This window comes from Enterobacter sp. Bisph1 (assembly GCF_000814905.1).
Lineage (GTDB): Bacteria > Pseudomonadota > Gammaproteobacteria > Enterobacterales > Enterobacteriaceae > Kosakonia.
Genome location: NZ_JXAG01000053.1, coordinates 35592 through 53866, shown reverse-complemented (window position 1 = coordinate 53866; position 18275 = coordinate 35592). Strand labels below are relative to the sequence as shown.

Genomic DNA, 18275 nt, shown 5'->3' with positions numbered 1-18275 from the left:
GCTGATTGCAAGTCAAGGACACGCTGAGTGATTCATAATTAATCAATCAGTTAGCGATAAAACGTTTTTCATCCGTCAGAACCTGCAGCAGTAAACTGAGCTGCGGTTTCTGATCGTGAATTTTTTCACCCTGCGTATTCCACGTCTGGTAATTCCCGTTCTGATTCAGCACCAGCGTTAGTTCCGGTGTGGTAATCGCCAGCACGCTGTTATTCGCCGCGGTAACCCAGTTATGACGGCGCGCAGCGTTAAACAAGTCCTGACCCTGGGAATACTCATTCGCGGGCGTAGTGACGTGCAGCAGGCGCTGCATCAGGGTAGTCATAATATCTTTATGGCCCGTAAGCTTAACGATCCGCTGCGCCGGGGTGCCCGGCCAGTGCACGACGAGCGGTACATGCAGATGGCTGCGCGACCACTCAAAATGGCTGTCCTCTTTGCTTCCCGGGATGCCGTAACCGGCGGTGATAATCACCACCGTGTCGTCGAGCTTACCGGCGGCGCGCAGAGCGTCAAGCACGCGGGCGATCTGCGCATCCACCTGTGAGGCGGCGCGGCCATATTTGCGGGCAAAACCGGGCTGCGTCATATCAACCGTGGCGGTGCCGTTTAAGGAAATCCACGAGAACCAACGGTTATCATCCTGGGCATAATGCCCAAGCCAGTTGATCCACTGGTTGGCGGTCTCTTCATCGCTCTGCGCTTTGGCGGCGGGCAGCGAGAAATCCGACAGCAGCGCCTGACGATAAAGCGGGCTGCTAAAGCCATCGGAGGAGAACAGGCCTAACTGATAACCCTGCTGGTTGAAAGCGGTAATCAACGCCGCCGGGATGCGCGCCGACAGCACGCCATCCATATAGCTTGGGGAAATGCCGTAAAACAGGCCGAAATAGCCATCGTCCGCGCTGTTGCCCGAGCTCATATGCTGTGTGAAGTTCACGTTTTGCTCGGCGAAGCTCGCCAGCTGCGGCATCTGTTTTTCATAACGCGAATAGTTGAGGCCGTCGACGGTAATCAGCAGAACGTTCTGGCCCGATCCCATATCCTGATAGCGCAGTTCACTTAACGGATACTGCACCGAAACCGCTTCGGGATTGCCTTGTTCCACCAGGCGGCGCTGGTAATCCTGCGCATCAAGCAGCCCGTGTTTTTCCAGGAATCGGCGTGCGGTCATCGGGTAGGAGAGAGGTAAATTCGCCCGCTGCATGGTAATCGGACGATAGAAATTAGCGTCAGCCCAAATGTACATCACATGGGTTGCGATAAAGGCGACGAAGAAAAAGGCGGCCAGCGGTTTCGCATAATGGCGGCGGCGCGTCAGGCTGCGCAGCTTCTGCCAGCTCCAGGTGGCAAACAGCATCTCAATCAGCAGGATCACCGGCACGCTGATAAACATCAGCTGCCAGTCGCGGGCAGTTTCGTTCTGGTCCGGGTTAATCACCAGCTCCCAGACCACCGGATTGAGATGCAGGTGAAAACGGGTAAACACTTCGCTGTCGATCAGCAGCAGCGTCATTCCGGCGGTTGCCAGCAGGGCCGAGAGCACCCGCATCAACCGCTGGGACATAACGATAAAGGTCAGCGGGAACAGCACCAGTAAATAGGTGGCAAACACCAGAAAGCTAAAATGCCCGACCACGCTCAAATAAGAATAAATTCGTCCGGAGAGGGTGGTCGGCCAGTCGGCAACAAACAGATAGCGGCTACCGAGCACGATGGCCAACAAAATGTTGAACAACGCGAACCAGTGCCCCCAGCTAACCATCTGGGAGACTTTTTCACGGTAGCGCTGACGATGAGTCACCATAAATTGTCGCTATTTCCCTTAATGCGCTTTGTCGTCGCCAATAGACGATTGTAACGCCTGCGCGAACGACTTCGCGATAGCCTGACGCTGCGCTGGCGCGACGCTGGTGTTAATCAGGTTCGTCACCATATTGCCCAGCACCATCAGGGACAGGTCGGTCGGAGCCTGGTGTTTTTCCAGCACGTTAGCCAGTTCGCTAAGGAGCTGTTCTACGTGTTCATCACTGTAGCGGGAGATTTGTGGCATAAATCGAAATCAGTCTGTTCATGAAAGGGCAACATATTACCGTAGCAACAGCTTTTTTTCTGCTTTTTTATCAGCAGTTGCACAGTCGCGTTGGTGGTGGTTGAATACCGCCGGTCTAAAAGGAGAGTTTATCATGAGTCTGGACATCAACCAGATTGCCCTGCATCAGCTTATCAAACGCGATGAGCAAACCCTTGAACTGGTGCTGCGCGATTCTTTGCTTGAACCTACAGCGCCTGTTGAAGAGATGGTGGCCGAACTGCACCGGGTCTACAGCGCGAAAAACAAAGCCTACGGCCTGTTTAATGCCGACAGCGAACTGGCGCAGGCGCTGCGTCTTCAGCGTCAGGGCGAAGAGGAGTTCCTGGCCTTTAGCCGCGCGGCAACCGGGCGCTTACGTGATGAACTGGCGAAATACCCGTTCGCCGACGGCGGAATTGTGCTGTTCTGTCACTATCGCTACCTGGCGGTGGAATATCTGCTGGTTGCGGTGCTGAACAACTTAAGCAGCATGCGCGTCAATGAAAATCTGGATATCAGCTCCACGCACTATCTGGACATTAACCATGCGGATATCGTGGCGCGTATCGATCTGACGGAGTGGGAAACCAACCCGGAATCAACGCGCTATCTCACCTTCCTGAAAGGCCGGGTAGGGCGTAAAGTCGCCGACTTCTTTATGGATTTCCTCGGGGCTGAAGAGGGGCTGAACGCCAAAGCGCAGAACCGCGGGCTGCTGCAGGCGGTCGATGATTTTACCGCTCAGGCCGATCTGGATAAATCAGAGCGCCAGACGGTGCGCCAGCAGGTTTACAGCTACTGCAATGAGCAATTGCAGGCGGGGGAAGAGATTGAGCTGGCCTCGCTCTCGAAAGAGCTGGCTGGTGTAAGCGAAGTGAGCTTCGAAGAGTTTACCGCAGGCCAGGGCTATGAACTGGAAGAGAGTTTCCCGGCGGATCGCAGTACGCTGCGTCAATTGACCAAATATGCCGGCAGCGGCGGCGGTCTGACCATCAATTTTGATGCGCTACTGCTTGGCGAACGCATTTTCTGGGATCCGATGACGGATACCCTGACGATTAAAGGTACGCCGCCGAATCTGCGCGATCAGCTGCAGCGTCGTCTGTCGGGCGGGAAGTAAACTCTCGATACCTGCCTGCGGGCAGGTTTTCGTCATGCTTTTCGCCGTGCACTGGCATAAAAAAACCCGCCGTAGCGGGTTTTTTCACAACTTGTCGGCGATTAAGCGCGAACGAAGTCGATGTGAGACAGTTTCGGTTTGTACGCGTGACGCTGTACAGCCTGAACTTTCACTTTTACTTCTTTGCCATCGAGCGCGATAGTCACAACTTCGTTGTAGAATTCAGCTTTAGACTGCAGGTTCCACAGTTTGTCATGATCCAGTTCGATAGCGATCGGCGCTTCAGTTCCACCGTAAACGATAGCCGGGAACTTGTTCGCTGCGCGCAGGCGGCGGCTCGCACCCTTACCCTGCTCTTTACGTACTTCTGCGTTAATAGTAAACATTTAAATCTCTCTTTAATAATTCCTGTTACAGGCGACCCAGCAACAGGCAGATGATCGGCTTTGCGGATGCAAAAGCGGGCGGTATTCTATCCTCGAATAGCCGATACATCAATTAAAAGCACACTTATCCGCGTAATTCATGCGCCCGACGAAAACGGCCTTCATAATCGAACACTTTCTCACGCACTTGCCAGTACTGACCTTTAAGACGGGCGACCACGAAATCGGGATGGCGTAACAGCACCTGCTGCGCCACGATATCCGCCGCAACAATCCAGCGCAGCGGCACGCCGGGCGTACGCGTATGCGGGCGCATAAAGAGCTGTTCAAAGGCGGTGCGCTGAGCAGGGGTTTGCAGACGAAAGCGCTCGCTCACCTCTGCGCCATCTTCATCGTGATAGGTGATTTTCAGCCATTCGCCTTTCTCATCCGCACCGTGGTTAAGCGTCATGCCGCTGCAGCGCAGCACCAGGGCATCTTTCAATTTTAATGCCGCTTTGAGCATATCGTCCGGATCGACCAGTACCGCGTCGCAGGTGCGACAGCGGCGGGCAGCGATATCGTTTTCCGCATTGCACTGCGGACAGTTTTTAAAGCGAAAGCGGAAATCGCACTGTTCACGCTGGCCTTCATCATCTTCCAGCCAGCCCTGGCAGCGGCGGCCAAAATGCTCAATCAGCGTGCCGTCGGCGGTGGTTTTTCCCCAAAAGGTATTGGCAAAACCGCAGGCCGGACAGAACACCTGCACCGGCACGTTATCACTTTTGCCTTTTGGCGCGCCGATCTCTGGTGCATACAGATCGTGTGGGTTACCGGCATAATCGAGGATCAGGCAGTCGGTTTTACCCGGCGCAAGGCGCAGGCCGCGACCGACAATCTGCTGATAGAGGCTGACGGATTCTGTGGGGCGCAGAATAGCAATCAGATCGACATGAGGCGCATCAAAGCCGGTTGTTAACACCGCGACATTCACCAGGAAGCGAAACTGCTGATTTTTAAAGGCCTCAATTAAGGCATCGCGCTGCGGGCCAGGGGTTTCACCGGTGATCAGCGCCGCATCGTTGGCGGGCAGCAGGCCTGTTATCTCTTTCGCGTGCTCGACGGTGGCGGCAAAGATCATCGCCCCTTTGCGCGTCTCGGCAAATTCAACGATCTGGCTGACAATGTGCGGCGTAATACGCTGCTGCTTTTTCAACTCGCGATTCAGATCGGCTTCGCTAAACAGGCCATTGCTTTGCGTCTGCAACCGGCTGAAATCATACTGCACCACCGGCATATCCAGCCGCTCCGGCGGCGTCAGAAAGCCGTGCTTAATCATATAACGCAGCGGCAGCTCATAGATGCAGTCACGAAACAGCGCTTTTTCATCGCCGCGCACCATGCCGTGATAATGAAAGCGGTAGATCCAGCCTTTACCGAGGCGAAACGGCGTGGCGGTCAGGCCCAGCAGGCGCAGCTGCGGATTGACTTCACGTAAATGGTTAAGGATTTGCTGATACTGGCTGTCATCATCGTCGCTGATGCGATGGCACTCATCGATAATCAGCAGGGAGAACTCGTTTTGAAACTGCGCCAGATTACGTGCCACGGACTGGACGCTGCCAAAAACCACTTTGCCGTGGCTCTGTTTGCTTTTCAGCCCGGCGGCAAAAATATCGGCCTCCAGCCCCAGCGCGAGATACTTGGCGTGGTTTTGCGCCACCAGCTCTTTAACATGCGCCAGCACCAACACGCGACCGCGCGCCAGCCGCGCCAGTTCGGCGATAACCAGGCTTTTGCCCGCGCCGGTGGGCAGCACAATCACCGCAGGTTCTGCATGGTGGCGAAAATGGGCGAGGGTGGCGTCGACCGCCTCGCGTTGATAAGGGCGTAAGGTAAAAGTCATTGTCTCGCAGGCGTTACACATTCACGCGGCACAGTATGCCACGAATCTTTCCTTTGAGCGGTCTGTGATGCTCGTTATACTGTCAGGGTACTCATTTCTCTTTTTGGGCGCATTGCCCGCACCCAGCACCATACAGGCAAAAAAATTTCATGCGACTTGATAAGTTTATCGCTCAGCAACTCGGCGTCAGCCGCGCTATTGCCGGGCGTGAAATCCGCGGTCAGCGCGTTACCGTCAATGGCGACATTGTCAGAGATACCGCTTTCAAACTGCAGCCCGAACACGAGGTGGAATATGACGGTAACACCCTCGTTCAGCAAACAGGCCCGCGCTATTTTATGCTGCACAAACCGGAAGGCTATGTCTGCTCGACGGACGATCCTGATCATCCGACGGTGCTCTATTTCCTCGATGAACCGGTCGCGCATAAACTGCATGCGGCAGGGCGTCTGGACATTGATACCACCGGTTTAGTGTTGATGACCGACGATGGTCAATGGTCGCACCGCATCACTTCCCCACGCCACCAGTGCGATAAAACCTATCTCGTCACGCTGGAATCACCGGTGTCCGAGGATACCGCTGAGCAGTTTGCCCGCGGCGTACAGCTGCATAATGAAAAAGATCTCACCAAGCCTGCGCTGCTGGAAGTTATCACCCCCACGCAGGTGCGTTTAACCATCAGTGAAGGGCGCTACCATCAGGTAAAACGCATGTTTGCCGCCGTGGGTAATCACGTGGTTGGCCTGCACCGTGAGCGCATCGGCGCAATCGCGCTGGACGACGATCTTGCGCCGGGCGAATACCGTCCGTTAACCGAAGAAGAAATTGCCAGCGTTGGCATGCCATCCCGCTAATTCAGGAGATTCACGTGACCCGCAGGCCACACTCATCACTGAGCATTGTCTTTATTCTTGGCCTGTTGGCCATGCTGATGCCGTTATCGATAGATATGTATCTGCCCGCGCTGCCGGTGATTGCCGAACAGTTTGGCGTACCGGCGGGCAGCGCGCAGATGACCCTGAGCACCTACATTTTAGGCTTTGCGGTTGGGCAACTGTTGTATGGCCCGATGGCGGACAGCATTGGACGTAAGCCGGTGATTCTCGGCGGAACGCTGGTTTTTGCCGCAGCCGCCGTGGCCTGTGCGCTGGCGCAGAGTATTGAACAGTTAATTACCATGCGCTTCTTCCACGGCCTGGCGGCTGCGGCGGCAAGCGTGGTGATTAACGCCCTGATGCGGGATATCTACCCGCGCGAAGAGTTCTCGCGCATGATGTCCTTTGTGATGCTGGTGACCACCATTGCTCCGCTGCTGGCGCCGATGGTGGGTGGTGCGGTACTGGTGTGGTTTAGCTGGCATGCGATTTTCTGGATTCTGGCGATAGCCGCGCTCATGGCATCGGCGATGATTGCCTTTTTCATCCGCGAAACCCTGCCCGTTGAGAAACGGCAAAAATTCCATATTCGCACCACGCTTGGCAACTTCGCCTCGCTGTTTCGCCACAAACGGGTGCTGAGCTATATGCTGGCGAGCGGTTTTAGCTTTGCCGGGATGTTCTCTTTTCTTAGCGCCGGGCCGTTTGTCTATATCGAAATCAACCACGTTTCGCCGCAGAATTTTGGCTACTACTTTGCGCTGAACATTGTTTTTCTGATTGTGACCACCATCGTCAATGGCCGCATTGTTCGTCGCGTCGGCGCGCTGAATATGTTCCGCAGCGGGCTGTGGATCCAGTTTGCAATGGCGCTGTGGATGGTGGTGACCGCATTGTTAGATGTTGGCTTCTGGTCGCTGGTGCTGGGCGTGGCGGCGTTTGTCGGCTGCGTATCGCTGGTGGCGTCAAACGCGATGGCTGTGATTCTTGATGAGTTTCCGCATATGGCCGGTACTGCGTCATCGCTGGCGGGAACCTTCCGCTTTGGCATTGGTGCCATCGTCGGGGCGCTGCTATCGCTGGCAACCTTTAATTCCGCGTGGCCAATGATTTGGTCCATCACCTTCTGTGCCACCTGTTCGATCCTCTTTTATCTCTACGCGTCGCGATCGAAAAAAACAGGCTAATCCCCTATGCCAGGGAGCGAAAAACGCTCCCTTTTTTGATGCATGTCAACGAGAAACCACTTCGCCTTCCCCGTATTTGTTTATTTTATGTAAAATCCGTTCGTGTAAAAAGTCACATCATTGTAGTGAAAAAGGTTGAGTTAGATCGCAGAAACGGGTACATATACCCCGAAACAGGGTCTGACGCTCAGTTCTTAAAATATTGATAAATGAGCCACAAGACCAGACGCCACGCGGGAAAGCACGCGTTGTTGGCGGTTGACAAGATGAATTGTCAATAATGTGTTAATATAAATGTGAAATTATTGTGAAGTGAAGTGCTTCCGGGGAAAGAAAGTGAATACATTACAGCTCTCCATCATCCATCGTCTGCCCCAGTGTTATCGCTGGCTGGAGGGTTTTGCAGGCGCGAAAGTTGAACCGATTCCGCAAAACGGTACGACCGAGGACGACAGGCTGGTAGCCTTAAAGCTGCTTAGCCCGGACGGCGACAACGCGTGGTCGGTAATGCACAAGCTAAGCCAGGCGTTGAGCGATATCGAAGTCAGGTGCTCGGTGCTTGAGTGCGAAGGCGAACCCTGCCTGTTCGTGAACGGCGAAGATGAGTTTGCCGCAACCTGCCGCCTGAAAAACTTTGGCGTTGCTATCGCGGAACCGTTCTGCGGGCAAAACCCTTTCTGAAGTTAGCTTAACGCCAGAAGCTGGCGTGTATAGGCTTGCGCAGGTGCGTCAAATACGCGTCGGCATTCGCCTTGCTCTACCACTTCCCCTTGCTTTAGCACAATCACCTGGTGACACAATGTGCGCACCACCTGCAAGTCGTGGCTGATAAAGATATACGCCAGCCGGTAGGTTTCCTGCAGCGATTTCAGCAGCGCAAGGATTTGCGCCTGCACGGTGCGATCCAGCGATGACGTAGGTTCATCGAGAATGATCAGCTCCGGCTTAAGGATCAGCGCGCGGGCAATGGCAATACGCTGGCGCTGGCCACCGGAGAACTCACCGGGAAACCGCCGCCGCGTGTCGGCATCCAGCCCCACTTCCTGCATCACCTCGATCACCCGCAGTTCACGCGCCTCGCGCGACAGCTCAGGATGATGCACCCGCAGCCCCTCTTCGATAATTTGCAGCACGTTGAGCCGTGGGTTTAAAGCAGAGTTGGGATCCTGAAACACCACCTGAATACGATGGCGTACCGGCAGCATCTGTTTACGGTTCCACAAATGCAGCGGTTTGCCGTCAAAGAGGATGGTGCCCTGCGAAGCCACCAGGCGCAGCAACGCCAGTCCGGTTGTGCTTTTCCCCGAGCCCGATTCCCCCACCAGCCCCAGCGTTTCACCGGGGCGTAGCGTAAAGCTGATATCTTTCACCACTTGATTGTTATCGACTACGCGCCTGAAAATCCCTTTACGCACCGGGAAGCTGACGCCGAGGTTTTCCACCTGCAATAATGGCTGCGCATCGGCATGCAGCGGAACAGGATCGCCGGCAGGTTCGCTATTCAACAGCTTTTGCGTATAGGGATGGGCGGGGGCGTTAAACAGCTTCTGCGCGCTGTTTTGCTCGACGCAGCGGCCGTTTTGCATCACCGCCACATTATCCGCCAGCTTACGCACAATGTTTAAATCATGGGTGATAAACAGAAGCCCCATATTAAGTTCATCGCGTAGCTCACGTAATAACGTCAGGATCTGCGCCTGGACCGAGACGTCCAGCGCGGTGGTCGGCTCATCGGCTATCAGCAGCTCCGGGCGCGTCAGCAGCGCCATGGCAATCATGACGCGCTGGCGCTCGCCGCCGGAAAGCTGGTGTGGGAAATCACCTAGCCGCGCGCGTGCGTTGCGGATGCCGACTCTGTCCAGACAATCAAGAATTTCCGCCCGCGCCGCTTCATGGCGCATACCGCGATGCAGTGAGAGCACTTCATAGAGCTGTTTTTCCAGGGTATGCAGCGGATTGAGAGAGACCATCGGCTCCTGGAAAATCATGGCGATTTTATTACCGCGCACGCTACGCAAGGTTCGCTCGCTGGCATGCAGCAAAGATTCCCCGTGAAACAGAATATCGCCAGCGGGGTAAACCACCGGCGGCGAGGGCAGCAGGCGCAGGATAGAGAGTGCGCTGACGCTTTTACCGGAGCCGGACTCGCCCACCAGCGCCAGCGTTTCGCCCGCCTCAATGCGTAAAGAGAGATCGTTAACCACCGTATGCAGGGTTTCTGCCTGGCGAAAGGCCACCGTCAGCGCGTCAATGGAGAGCAGGGGAGAAGTCATGTTATAGCGCCTTATTCGGGTCAAACGCGTCGCGCACCGCTTCGCCAATAAAAATCAGTAGCGACAGCAGCAGGGCGGTAGAGAAAAAAGCGGCAATCCCCAGCCAGGGCGCCTGTAAGTTATTTTTCCCTTGCAGCAGCAGTTCGCCCAGCGACGGTGAACCGAGGGGCAAACCAAAGCCGAGGAAATCAAGGGAGGTGAGCGTGCCCACCGAACCACAGAGGATAAACGGCAGGAACGTCAGCGTCGCGACCATCGCATTAGGCAGCATATGACGCACGATAATGCCGCGATCGCCCACGCCCATCGCCTGCGCGGCGCGAATATAGTCAAAATTACGCGTACGCAGAAATTCGGCGCGGACCACGCTGACCAGCGTCATCCAGCCAAACAGCACCGTAATACCCAGCAACCACCAGAAATCCGGCTGGATGACGCTCGAGAGCAGAATAATCAAGAACAGCGTCGGCAGACCCGACCAGACTTCAATAAAGCGCTGGCCGATCAGGTCGATTTTGCCGCCGTAATAGCCCTGCAGCGCGCCGGCCACAATGCCAATCACGCTGGAAAACAGGGTTAGCATCAAACCGAACAATAATGAGATACGGGTGCCGTAAAGAATGCGCGCCAGCACATCGCCGCCGTTGGCGTCCGTGCCGAGCCAGTTTTGCGCCGACGGCGGAGAAGGGAAGGGCTGGGTGGTCGAGTAATTAATGCTGCGCGCACCAAAACGCACCGGTGCCCACAACACCCAACCGTGTTCTTGCAGCTGCTTTTGCAGCCACGGATCCTGGTAATCCGCCGGTGTGGCGAGAGGGCCGCCAAAATCGCTTTCGCTATAATTTCTCAACGCTGGCGCAAACCATTCGCCGTCGTAGCGCACTAACAGGGGCTTGTCGTTGGCCACCAGTTCAGCGAACAGGCTAACAATAAAGATCACCAGAAAAATCCACAGAGACCAGTAGCCGCGGCGGTGATGGCGAAAACGCGCCCAGCGCGCCTGGTTGACATAGCTTAATTGAAACATCAGCGTCCCTCGAAATCGATGCGCGGATCCACCAGCGTATAGGTGATATCACTGAGGATATTGAGCAGCAGGCCGACCAACGAGAAAATATAGAGCGTGCCAAACATCACCGGGTAATCCCGCGAAATAGTGGCTTCATAACCCAACAACCCCAGCCCGTTGAGGGAGAAAATCACCTCGATCAGCAGCGAACTGGTAAAAAACATGCTGATAAAGGTGGCGGGGAAACCGGCAATCACCAGCAGCATGGCGTTACGAAAGACATGCTTGCGCATAATATTGCGCTCGCTAACACCTTTGGCACGCGCCGTCACCACGTACTGTTTACGGATCTCATCGAGGAAAGAGTTTTTCGTCAGCATGGTCAGCGCGGCGAAACCGCCAATCACCGTCGCCAGTACCGGCAGGGCGATATGCCACAGATAGTCGGTTATTTGCTTATACCACGGTAAGGTGTCGAAACTGGCCGACACCAGCCCGCGCAGCGGGAAGAAATCGTAATAGCTGCCGCCGGCGAAGAAAATAATCAACATAATGGCGAACAGGAACGGCGGAATGGCGTAACCAATAATGATGAATGCGCTGCTCCAGATATCAAAGCGGCTACCGTTGTAGACCGCCTTACGAATACCGAGAGGAATCGATACCAGATAGATAATCAGCGTGCCCCACAGGCCAATCGTCACCGAAACCGGCAGGCTGTCTTTAATTAATTGCAGTACCGACGCGCTGCGAAACAGGCTGTCGCCAAAGTCGAAGCGCACGTAATCCCACAGCATCGTAAAGTAGCGCTGGTACATCGGCTTATCAAAACCGTAACGCTTTTTGATCTCTTCAATCACTTGCGGATCAAGACCGCGGCCGCCGCGATAGTGGCTGTCATTACTCAATACATCGCCGACGCCGGTGCGCGCATGGGTCGCACCCATTCCGCCCCCGCCGCCACCCGGCAGGTTGTTCTGATCGCCAAACTCAATCGCCGCGATGGCCTGGTCAACCGGCCCGCCGGGGGCGATCTGCACGATAAAAAAGTTGATGGTGATGATGGCCCAGATTGTGGGAATGATCAGCAATAACCGCCGAATGATGTACGCGCCCATCCCTTCTCCTTACCGTCTGGCGGCGGGCAATTTTGCCGCCTTGTTGACGTCATACCACCAGGTGTCAAAACCCAGCGAGTAGACGGGGCGAATGCCGGGCATAGAAAATTTATCCCAGTATGCGACGCGATCGGCGGCCATATACCACATTGGCAGCATGTAATAGTTCCAGGTCAGGACGCGATCCAGCGCGCGTCCGAGGGGCAGCAGTTTCTCTTTATTGCCCTGCCAGCGATTGATCTGCTCAATCAGGTTATCCACCGCCGGGTTTTTAACCCCGGGCGCGTTATAAGAAGAGTCAATGTATTGCGAGCTCCAGGAGATTTGCAAATCGCCGCTCGGCCACGGCTGCGCACGCCACAGACGCGGCATCATATCGTAATCACGGCTGCGCATACGGTTGGTGGCCTGCGAGTTGTCCACCTGGCGGACCTCAAGGGTGATACCGAGCCGCGCCAGGTTATGCTGAAAGGGCAGTACCCACTGCGTATTGCCCCCGGATGGCAGCAGCAATTCAAAGGTAAAAGGCTTGCCGGTTTGAGCATTAACGCGTTGTTGGTTTTTCAGTACCCAGCCGGATTCCGTCAGTAATTTATCGGCTTTCAGCAGGTTCTCCCGGTCGTAACCATCACCTTTTGATTGGGCCGGCGTATAAATGGAGGTAAACACTTCCGGCGGCAGCTGTTCTTTTAGCGGTGCCAGCAGCGTCAGTTCATCGGCATCGGGATAGTTGCGCGCCGCATATTCGGTGTTCTGGAAATAGCTGTTTGCCCGGCTGTACGCGCCATAAAACAGCGCTTTGTTCATCCATTCAAAATCAAAGGCCAGCGACACCGCTTCGCGCACGCGCCTGTCGCTGAATATCGGATGGGTGATGTTAAACGCCAGCCAGCGCGTATCCTGGGCTGAAGTGTTGGGCTTTTCATCTTTAACGATATAGCCGCGGCTGAAATTGGTGCCGATATAGCGCGTCGCCCAGTTTTTCGCGCTCTCTTCGCTGCGCAGATCGTAAGCACCGGCTTTAAACGCTTCAAACGCCACATTGTCATCGAGATAGTAGTCATAGCGAATATTGTCGAAGTTCCAGCGCCCCTGATTGACGGGCAGATTGACGCCCCAGTAATCGCGCACGCGGGTATAGGCAACGTATTGCCCCATACGCCAGCTACTGATGCGATACGGCCCACTGCCCAGCGGCGGGCGCGGTAGCGGATCGCTGAGCTTATGGTCCTTCCAGAACTTCTCCGGCAGGACCGGCAGCGTTAGCAGGCTGAGCATGTCCTCTTTACCCGGCTTCGCAAGCTCAATACGCACGGTTAACGGCGCAATGGCTTTTACGCTGGTGCCTTTATAGACCAGGCGAAATTGCGGCACGCCTTCGGTCATAAACTTCTGAAAGGTAAAGGCGACATCGCTGGCGCGGATCGGTGAGCCATCGTGAAAGGTCGCGTGCGGATTGAGGCTTATCTCCATCCACGAAAAATCGTCGGCGTAGCGCGCCAGTTCTGCGACCAGCGGGTAGTAACTGCCGGGTTCATCGTCCGAGGTGGTAAATAGTGCGTCATACAGGGATTCGGTGCGCACTGCCGCATTGCCGCGCAGGGCGAAACGGTTGAAGTTGTCGAAGGTGCCTGGCACCGATAGCGTGATATTGCCGCCTTTTGGCGCGGCGGGATTAACATAATCGAAATGGGTAAAATTAATGGCGTATTTAGGTTCGCCAATAACGGCGAATGAGCTGCTCTCTTTTATGGTTTCCGCCTGAGCAAACAGGCTGACAAAAGCCAGCAATAACGCTGAGATACGCACAAACTTCATCCGGTGTGTTCCTTTATCCTGCAAGGCGACAGGCACGCTAAACCCTTATCATTGAATAATAAGGGAGGCTACGCCCGATGTGAAATTATTCACGCTACAGCATGAGGTTGAAATTCGGCGGTTGCCAGGCGGCAAACTGCTCAAGGGTCAGCGGGTGGCTAAAAAGAAAACCCTGCATATAATGAATGCCGTGCTCACGCAGCCATCGGGCTTGTTCTGGCGTTTCAACGCCCTCTGCAATGGTGAGCATATCGAGGCGGTTGGCGAGCGCCAGTACGGCATCCAGCACCGGGGAGGTAACGGTTTCCGTACCGATAGCGTTAACGAAACCACGGTCAATTTTCAGGTAATCCAGCGTGAACTTTTCCAGATAGATGAGTGCGCTATGGCCAGTACCAAAATCATCGATCGCAACGTGATAGCCTTCACTGCGCAGCGCTTGAAAGCGTTGCGCGACTTCAGTGTAGCGCAGCATATCGCGCTCGGTAATCTCCAGCACGAGTTTGAAATGGCGCGGGGGCAGAGAGCGGTCGAAGGCGCGAATATCATCAAGAAAGTGGTCGGCATGCAGATGGCCCGGTGCGATATTAACGCCCAGCTTGGCACCCGGCGGCAGCAGTTTTTGCAATAGCGGCGCATCGCGCGCAATTAAATCAAACAGATGCAACGTCAGCGGTACGATAAGCTGCTGCGCTTCAGCAAAGGGGATAAAGGTATCCGGCGCTATTTCTCCGGCGGTGGGATGCCGCCAGCGCAGCAGCACTTCGACGCCGGTGATGTGCAAATCTTTCGCACAGATCACCGGTTGATAAACCACATAAAACTGGTCGCGCTTGATGCCGGTGAGGATCTCTCTGCCCGGGCGCACATGGTTATAAAGCACAAAAGCGGTCAGTAATCCCACCAGCATTCCGAAGGTTGCGCCCAGTAGCGCCGCGAACTGAATATCCTGGGTACGCCATTTCTGCGCAAAGAGGTACAGGGTTATCGGCGAATCTTCAATGTGCGTGGTTAAAATGGGTGGCTGCGGGATTTGGCTCAGGGTTATCAGTCCGCCAGAAAAGGTCGAAACGGCTCGATCGCCGATGCCTAACGCGATGCCGGTCATCTCCGGCTGTTGCGAGGTGTAAAGTGAATAGGGCGTCAAATTGATATTCAGCGTGGCGAAGACGCCGCGATGATCCAGCAATGGGCTGCGAAACCAGAAACCGATCGCCGGTTTGTCAGGCAACATTGGCGTACCGGGTAATAACACCATATCGCTGTTTTTTTGCAGATCGATATCCGGCACCAAATCTTTCATTGCCATTCGCATCTCGCCGGTAGCAGAGGAGCAAAAGGCGTAGCTGTCTTTTACCAATAAAAACGCGCGTACGTTCATGCTGAATGCGGCGCGAGAGGTCAGTTCGCTGGCAACCTGATGGCAATCATTAATGGTCAGGGGCTGGAGGGATTCGGATGTCGCACGGATATCGCTAAGATAGCCCGTAAGCCAGGAGTGCATGCTGGCGAGTAGCGTATCGTATTTGTCCTGCTGGCGCTGCTGTTCGAACCATAATTGACACCCGCCGGCGAGCAAAGCCGCACTCAGACCGACAAGCAGGCTGGTCAGCGCTAATTTACGCCTGAAAGAAAAAGAGCGGGTGAACATGATGTTAAACCCATTTTTGAGATTCGTGGCGGCGTCGTGGTTTCGCTGGACTATAACCTGAAAAGGGGAATAAAGCCTATTGCAGGCATAAAAAAACACTACCGGAGCAGTGTTTTTTTATGCCTGATGCCAGCCAAGGGAAAACGGCATCAGGTGATTAGCTGCGTGTCAGGATCCGTCGCGCTTCGTTGTAGCGCTTCTTCCAGTAGGGTTCATCCATGCTTGAAATCATCACACCGTTGCTGGTGGAAGCATGCACAAACTGGTTATTACCGATGTAGATACCAACATGTCGGCCGGTAGAACCCGCTTTAAACAGAACCAGATCGCCGGTGCGCAAACTGGTGCGCGAAATAGACTTACCGGTTTCCTGCTGTTCCCAGGTCGAGCGAGGCAGCTCTAAACCAAACTGTTCACGGAAGGTGCGCTGCACGAAGCCGGAGCAATCAATGCCTTTTTTGGTGTCGCCGCCCAAACGGTAGCGAACGCCTTTCCAGTTAGCATACTGGTCCATAATGCGGCCTTTGACGTCCAGATTACGTACCATATTCTCAAATTCATCCTGAGAGGCTTGCAGTGAAGAGGTATCTTCGCCCACAGCAAGCGTCTCAGAATGCACGTTCTTTGCGGTATTTGTAGAACAAGCTGAAAGCAGAACCGCTACTGCAATCGCGGGTATCGCCCGCACGATATATCTCAAAATCGGTTGAGATTTGACCATGTTGCTTATTTTCCCTTGAAGTCCTTAACGATAAATATCGTTATAAAAAATGCCAACGCAGCGAGATTAATTATCTGAATGGATCGAGACAAATACTCTGACGTAATTTTGTGGAACAACGCACACTCTTACGTGCAATGAGAATTAAGAGCACTCTTTGCCACAAGACGAACCGAGGTTACCTGATCATCTTCGGCATGGCGAGAAGTTTTCTTTAATTTTTTATAAGAAATTGTGATATAGGAAACACAGGTCACAGAGTGGTGAAAAAATCATCGATTTAGTTTAAATAGCGGACAAATTACGCTTTTTTTAACGGATTGTTATCGATAAAGAGTGAAAAAATTAGGTCGTAACCGGGATTTAACGTCAGGGATCGACAACGATCCCTGATGAATGGTCGCCAGGGATAAACTTAATTTGTATATATTTTGTTATTTCCGGGTAAAAAACTATCAAACAAGGAAATTATTTTATCGCTAAGTGGCGTTAACAAACACCACGGCAAACCAATTAATACCGCCGACAGAGAACCGACGACAATATCGGTTAACCAATGTGCGCCAATCATCACTCGCGGAAAGGCAAAAACCACAAAAATAACCAGCGCGATAAAAAAGGCTTTATGACCAAAATAGCGCCACATTACCCCGGCGAAAATAAGGAGCATCATGCCATGATCGCCTGGGAAGCTGTCTTTAGATGCGTCCTTGGTAGGAAAATCGAGCAGATCGCGCACCCGATGGATATCGGTAAAGAACAGCGACGGGCTGGCGCGTTGCACCGGCATCAGGTGCTGGGCCAACTGGTTAATCACCACCGCGATTAGCAGCATGGCCAGGCCGATGAGCAGGATATGGCGGCGGCCGGAGGGATCTGCTTTCAGCCAGAAAGAGAGCATTAACAACCCCATTGCCACCAGCGAACAGGCGTCAAAGGCGCGGTTATTGGTCAGCGCCACCAGCCACAGGTAAGCACGGCTTTGGGTTAACCCATGGTTAAAGAAATGAAATATGGCAGAATCCAATGGGAACCAAAAACCGTGGTTCGCTGGCAAGTACCAGCATAAAAATAGTGCCAGTCCGGCGGCATTAAGCAAAAAAATAAGCGGTAAACGAGTTTTCATTACGAGTCTATTTCAATTAACACAGATGCAACGTTAGTGTGCTTAACTTAAACGAAGCTTCAACAGAGCGGACTGAAGGGCGTTCCAGTCCGCCTCGGAAGCACTAATTAGCTCGATTCGGCTATCTGGCGGCGCGACATTTTGCGTTTCAATATGCAAATCCTGGCCCTGGCGGTTTACACGCACCAGCCCCTCTGCAATGCGCATCACACCCTTAACCCTTTCAACGGGGGCCAGACGCGCCCACTCCAGTAAACCGATAGTGTCAAACACCGTCTCTTCATCAAAAATCCAGCCGCAGGCGAAATGGCCCTGGCCGCGATTGAGGCTGCGACGCCAGCGCTGGTTCGCCGGTAAGCTCAGCGCCGCAAGGCCGCGTTTATCTGCATGCGCGTGATCGTGGGCGGCGCTGGCGGGCAACTGACGCAGATTACGTCGTGGAAGGTCGAGCAGCGTGCCGTCAATTGCGCCCTGGGTGGCGCTAACCTGCAGACGGTCATCGCCATATTCTGCCCACCATTTTTCAAACGCCTGTTGGCTCTGCGGCGTGGCGCGGTCCTGCTTGTTAGTCACAATAATATCCGCCGACGCCAGTTGGTCGCGGAAGTTCTCATTGGTGAGATACTTTTCCTCCAGCAGCTGGCGCGGATCCAGTAAGCAGAGCGTGGCGCGCAGGTCTATCCAGGGTTCGTACACCGGCGCGGTAAGGATATCGAGGATCTGTTTTGGGTGACCGAGCCCCGTCGGCTCAATCAGCAGGCGATCGGGTTTTCCCTGGCGCAGCAGCGTATTCAGACCCACCTGCATTGGCAGACCATTGACGCAGCACATGCAGCCGCCCGGGATCTCTTTTAGCAGCGCGCCGCTGTCTGCCAGCAGTGCGCCATCAATCCCCACTTCACCAAATTCATTCACCAGCACCGCCCACTTTTCCTGCGGGTCTTTATTGGCCAGCAAATGCAAAATTGACGTGGTTTTGCCACTTCCGAGAAAGCCGGTAATGAGATTGGTTTTGGTCACAGGTGCTCC

16 protein-coding genes are annotated in these 18275 nt (G+C 54.3%); 4 read left to right on the top strand and 12 right to left on the bottom strand.

Annotated features, from left to right (window positions below):
- Nucleotides 1–46: 46 nt before the first annotated feature.
- On the bottom strand, nucleotides 47–1807 hold the full coding sequence (gene yejM, locus RW65_RS20655; protein WP_039058725.1) for an LPS biosynthesis-modulating metalloenzyme YejM: 1761 nt from the start codon (nucleotides 1805–1807) through the stop codon (nucleotides 47–49).
- A gap of 18 nt (nucleotides 1808–1825) precedes the next feature.
- A complete protein-coding gene (locus RW65_RS20650) occupies nucleotides 1826–2053 on the bottom strand; it encodes a YejL family protein (protein WP_039058724.1) in 228 nt (75 codons plus the stop codon).
- 133 nt (nucleotides 2054–2186) lie between these two features.
- On the opposite strand from RW65_RS20650, the gene yejK reads away from it, so the two are divergent.
- The gene (gene yejK, locus RW65_RS20645; protein WP_039058723.1) at nucleotides 2187–3194 is read left to right on the top strand and encodes a nucleoid-associated protein YejK; all 1008 of its coding nucleotides are present in this window, start codon (nucleotides 2187–2189) and stop codon (nucleotides 3192–3194) included.
- A gap of 101 nt (nucleotides 3195–3295) precedes the next feature.
- Here the strand turns inward: yejK and rplY are convergent, their stop codons facing one another.
- Nucleotides 3296–3580 carry a 50S ribosomal protein L25 gene (gene rplY, locus RW65_RS20640; protein ID WP_039058722.1) on the bottom strand — a complete coding sequence of 95 codons (285 nt, stop codon included), beginning with the start codon at nucleotides 3578–3580 and terminating at the stop codon, nucleotides 3296–3298.
- Between the two features lie 124 nt (nucleotides 3581–3704).
- A complete protein-coding gene (gene radD / locus RW65_RS20635) occupies nucleotides 3705–5465 on the bottom strand; it encodes a DNA repair helicase RadD (RefSeq protein ID WP_039058761.1) in 1761 nt (586 codons plus the stop codon).
- A gap of 149 nt (nucleotides 5466–5614) precedes the next feature.
- Here radD and rsuA point away from each other — a divergent pair, with 149 nt between their 5' ends.
- The 3 genes from rsuA (at nucleotide 5615) to RW65_RS20620 (ending at nucleotide 8211) form a co-directional block, all read left to right on the top strand.
- Nucleotides 5615–6322: a 16S rRNA pseudouridine(516) synthase RsuA gene (gene rsuA / locus RW65_RS20630; RefSeq protein ID WP_039058721.1), complete on the top strand. Its 708-nt coding sequence runs from the start codon at nucleotides 5615–5617 to the stop codon at nucleotides 6320–6322.
- Nucleotides 6323–6336: 14 nt separating this feature from the next.
- Nucleotides 6337–7530, top strand: a complete 1194-nt coding sequence (locus RW65_RS20625) for a Bcr/CflA family multidrug efflux MFS transporter (RefSeq protein ID WP_039058720.1) — start codon at nucleotides 6337–6339, stop codon at nucleotides 7528–7530.
- A 336-nt stretch (nucleotides 7531–7866) separates the two neighbouring features.
- Nucleotides 7867–8211 carry a YejG family protein gene (locus RW65_RS20620; RefSeq protein WP_039058719.1) on the top strand — a complete coding sequence of 115 codons (345 nt, stop codon included), beginning with the start codon at nucleotides 7867–7869 and terminating at the stop codon, nucleotides 8209–8211.
- A gap of 2 nt (nucleotides 8212–8213) precedes the next feature.
- Here the strand turns inward: RW65_RS20620 and yejF are convergent, their stop codons facing one another.
- The 8 genes from yejF to RW65_RS20580 all read right to left on the bottom strand — a co-directional run bounded on the left by yejF (nucleotide 8214) and on the right by RW65_RS20580 (nucleotide 18266).
- Nucleotides 8214–9803 carry a microcin C ABC transporter ATP-binding protein YejF gene (gene yejF, locus RW65_RS20615; protein ID WP_039058718.1) on the bottom strand — a complete coding sequence of 530 codons (1590 nt, stop codon included), beginning with the start codon at nucleotides 9801–9803 and terminating at the stop codon, nucleotides 8214–8216.
- Between the two features lies 1 nt (nucleotide 9804).
- Nucleotides 9805–10830: a microcin C ABC transporter permease gene (locus RW65_RS20610; RefSeq protein ID WP_039058717.1), complete on the bottom strand. Its 1026-nt coding sequence runs from the start codon at nucleotides 10828–10830 to the stop codon at nucleotides 9805–9807.
- Entirely contained in the window at nucleotides 10830–11930 is a 1101-nt protein-coding gene (locus RW65_RS20605; RefSeq protein ID WP_039058716.1) for a microcin C ABC transporter permease YejB, read from the bottom strand. The genes RW65_RS20610 and RW65_RS20605 overlap by 1 nt, the downstream gene beginning before the upstream one ends.
- Nucleotides 11931–11939: 9 nt before the next feature.
- Nucleotides 11940–13748, bottom strand: a complete 1809-nt coding sequence (locus RW65_RS20600) for an extracellular solute-binding protein (protein ID WP_039058715.1) — start codon at nucleotides 13746–13748, stop codon at nucleotides 11940–11942.
- Between the two features lie 94 nt (nucleotides 13749–13842).
- Nucleotides 13843–15399 (bottom strand): cyclic di-3',5'-guanosine monophosphate phosphodiesterase PdeN, encoded by a 1557-nt coding sequence (gene pdeN / locus RW65_RS20595; protein ID WP_039058714.1) that lies wholly within the window; start codon nucleotides 15397–15399, stop codon nucleotides 13843–13845.
- A 157-nt stretch (nucleotides 15400–15556) separates the two neighbouring features.
- Nucleotides 15557–16120 (bottom strand): bifunctional murein DD-endopeptidase/murein LD-carboxypeptidase, encoded by a 564-nt coding sequence (gene mepS / locus RW65_RS20590; protein ID WP_039058713.1) that lies wholly within the window; start codon nucleotides 16118–16120, stop codon nucleotides 15557–15559.
- A gap of 415 nt (nucleotides 16121–16535) precedes the next feature.
- Entirely contained in the window at nucleotides 16536–17246 is a 711-nt protein-coding gene (locus RW65_RS20585) for a phosphatase PAP2 family protein (RefSeq protein WP_039058712.1), read from the bottom strand.
- A 42-nt stretch (nucleotides 17247–17288) separates the two neighbouring features.
- Complete coding sequence (locus RW65_RS20580) at nucleotides 17289–18266, bottom strand: CobW family GTP-binding protein (protein WP_039058711.1); 978 nt, start codon at nucleotides 18264–18266, stop codon at nucleotides 17289–17291.
- Between the last annotated feature and the right edge of the window lie 9 nt (nucleotides 18267–18275).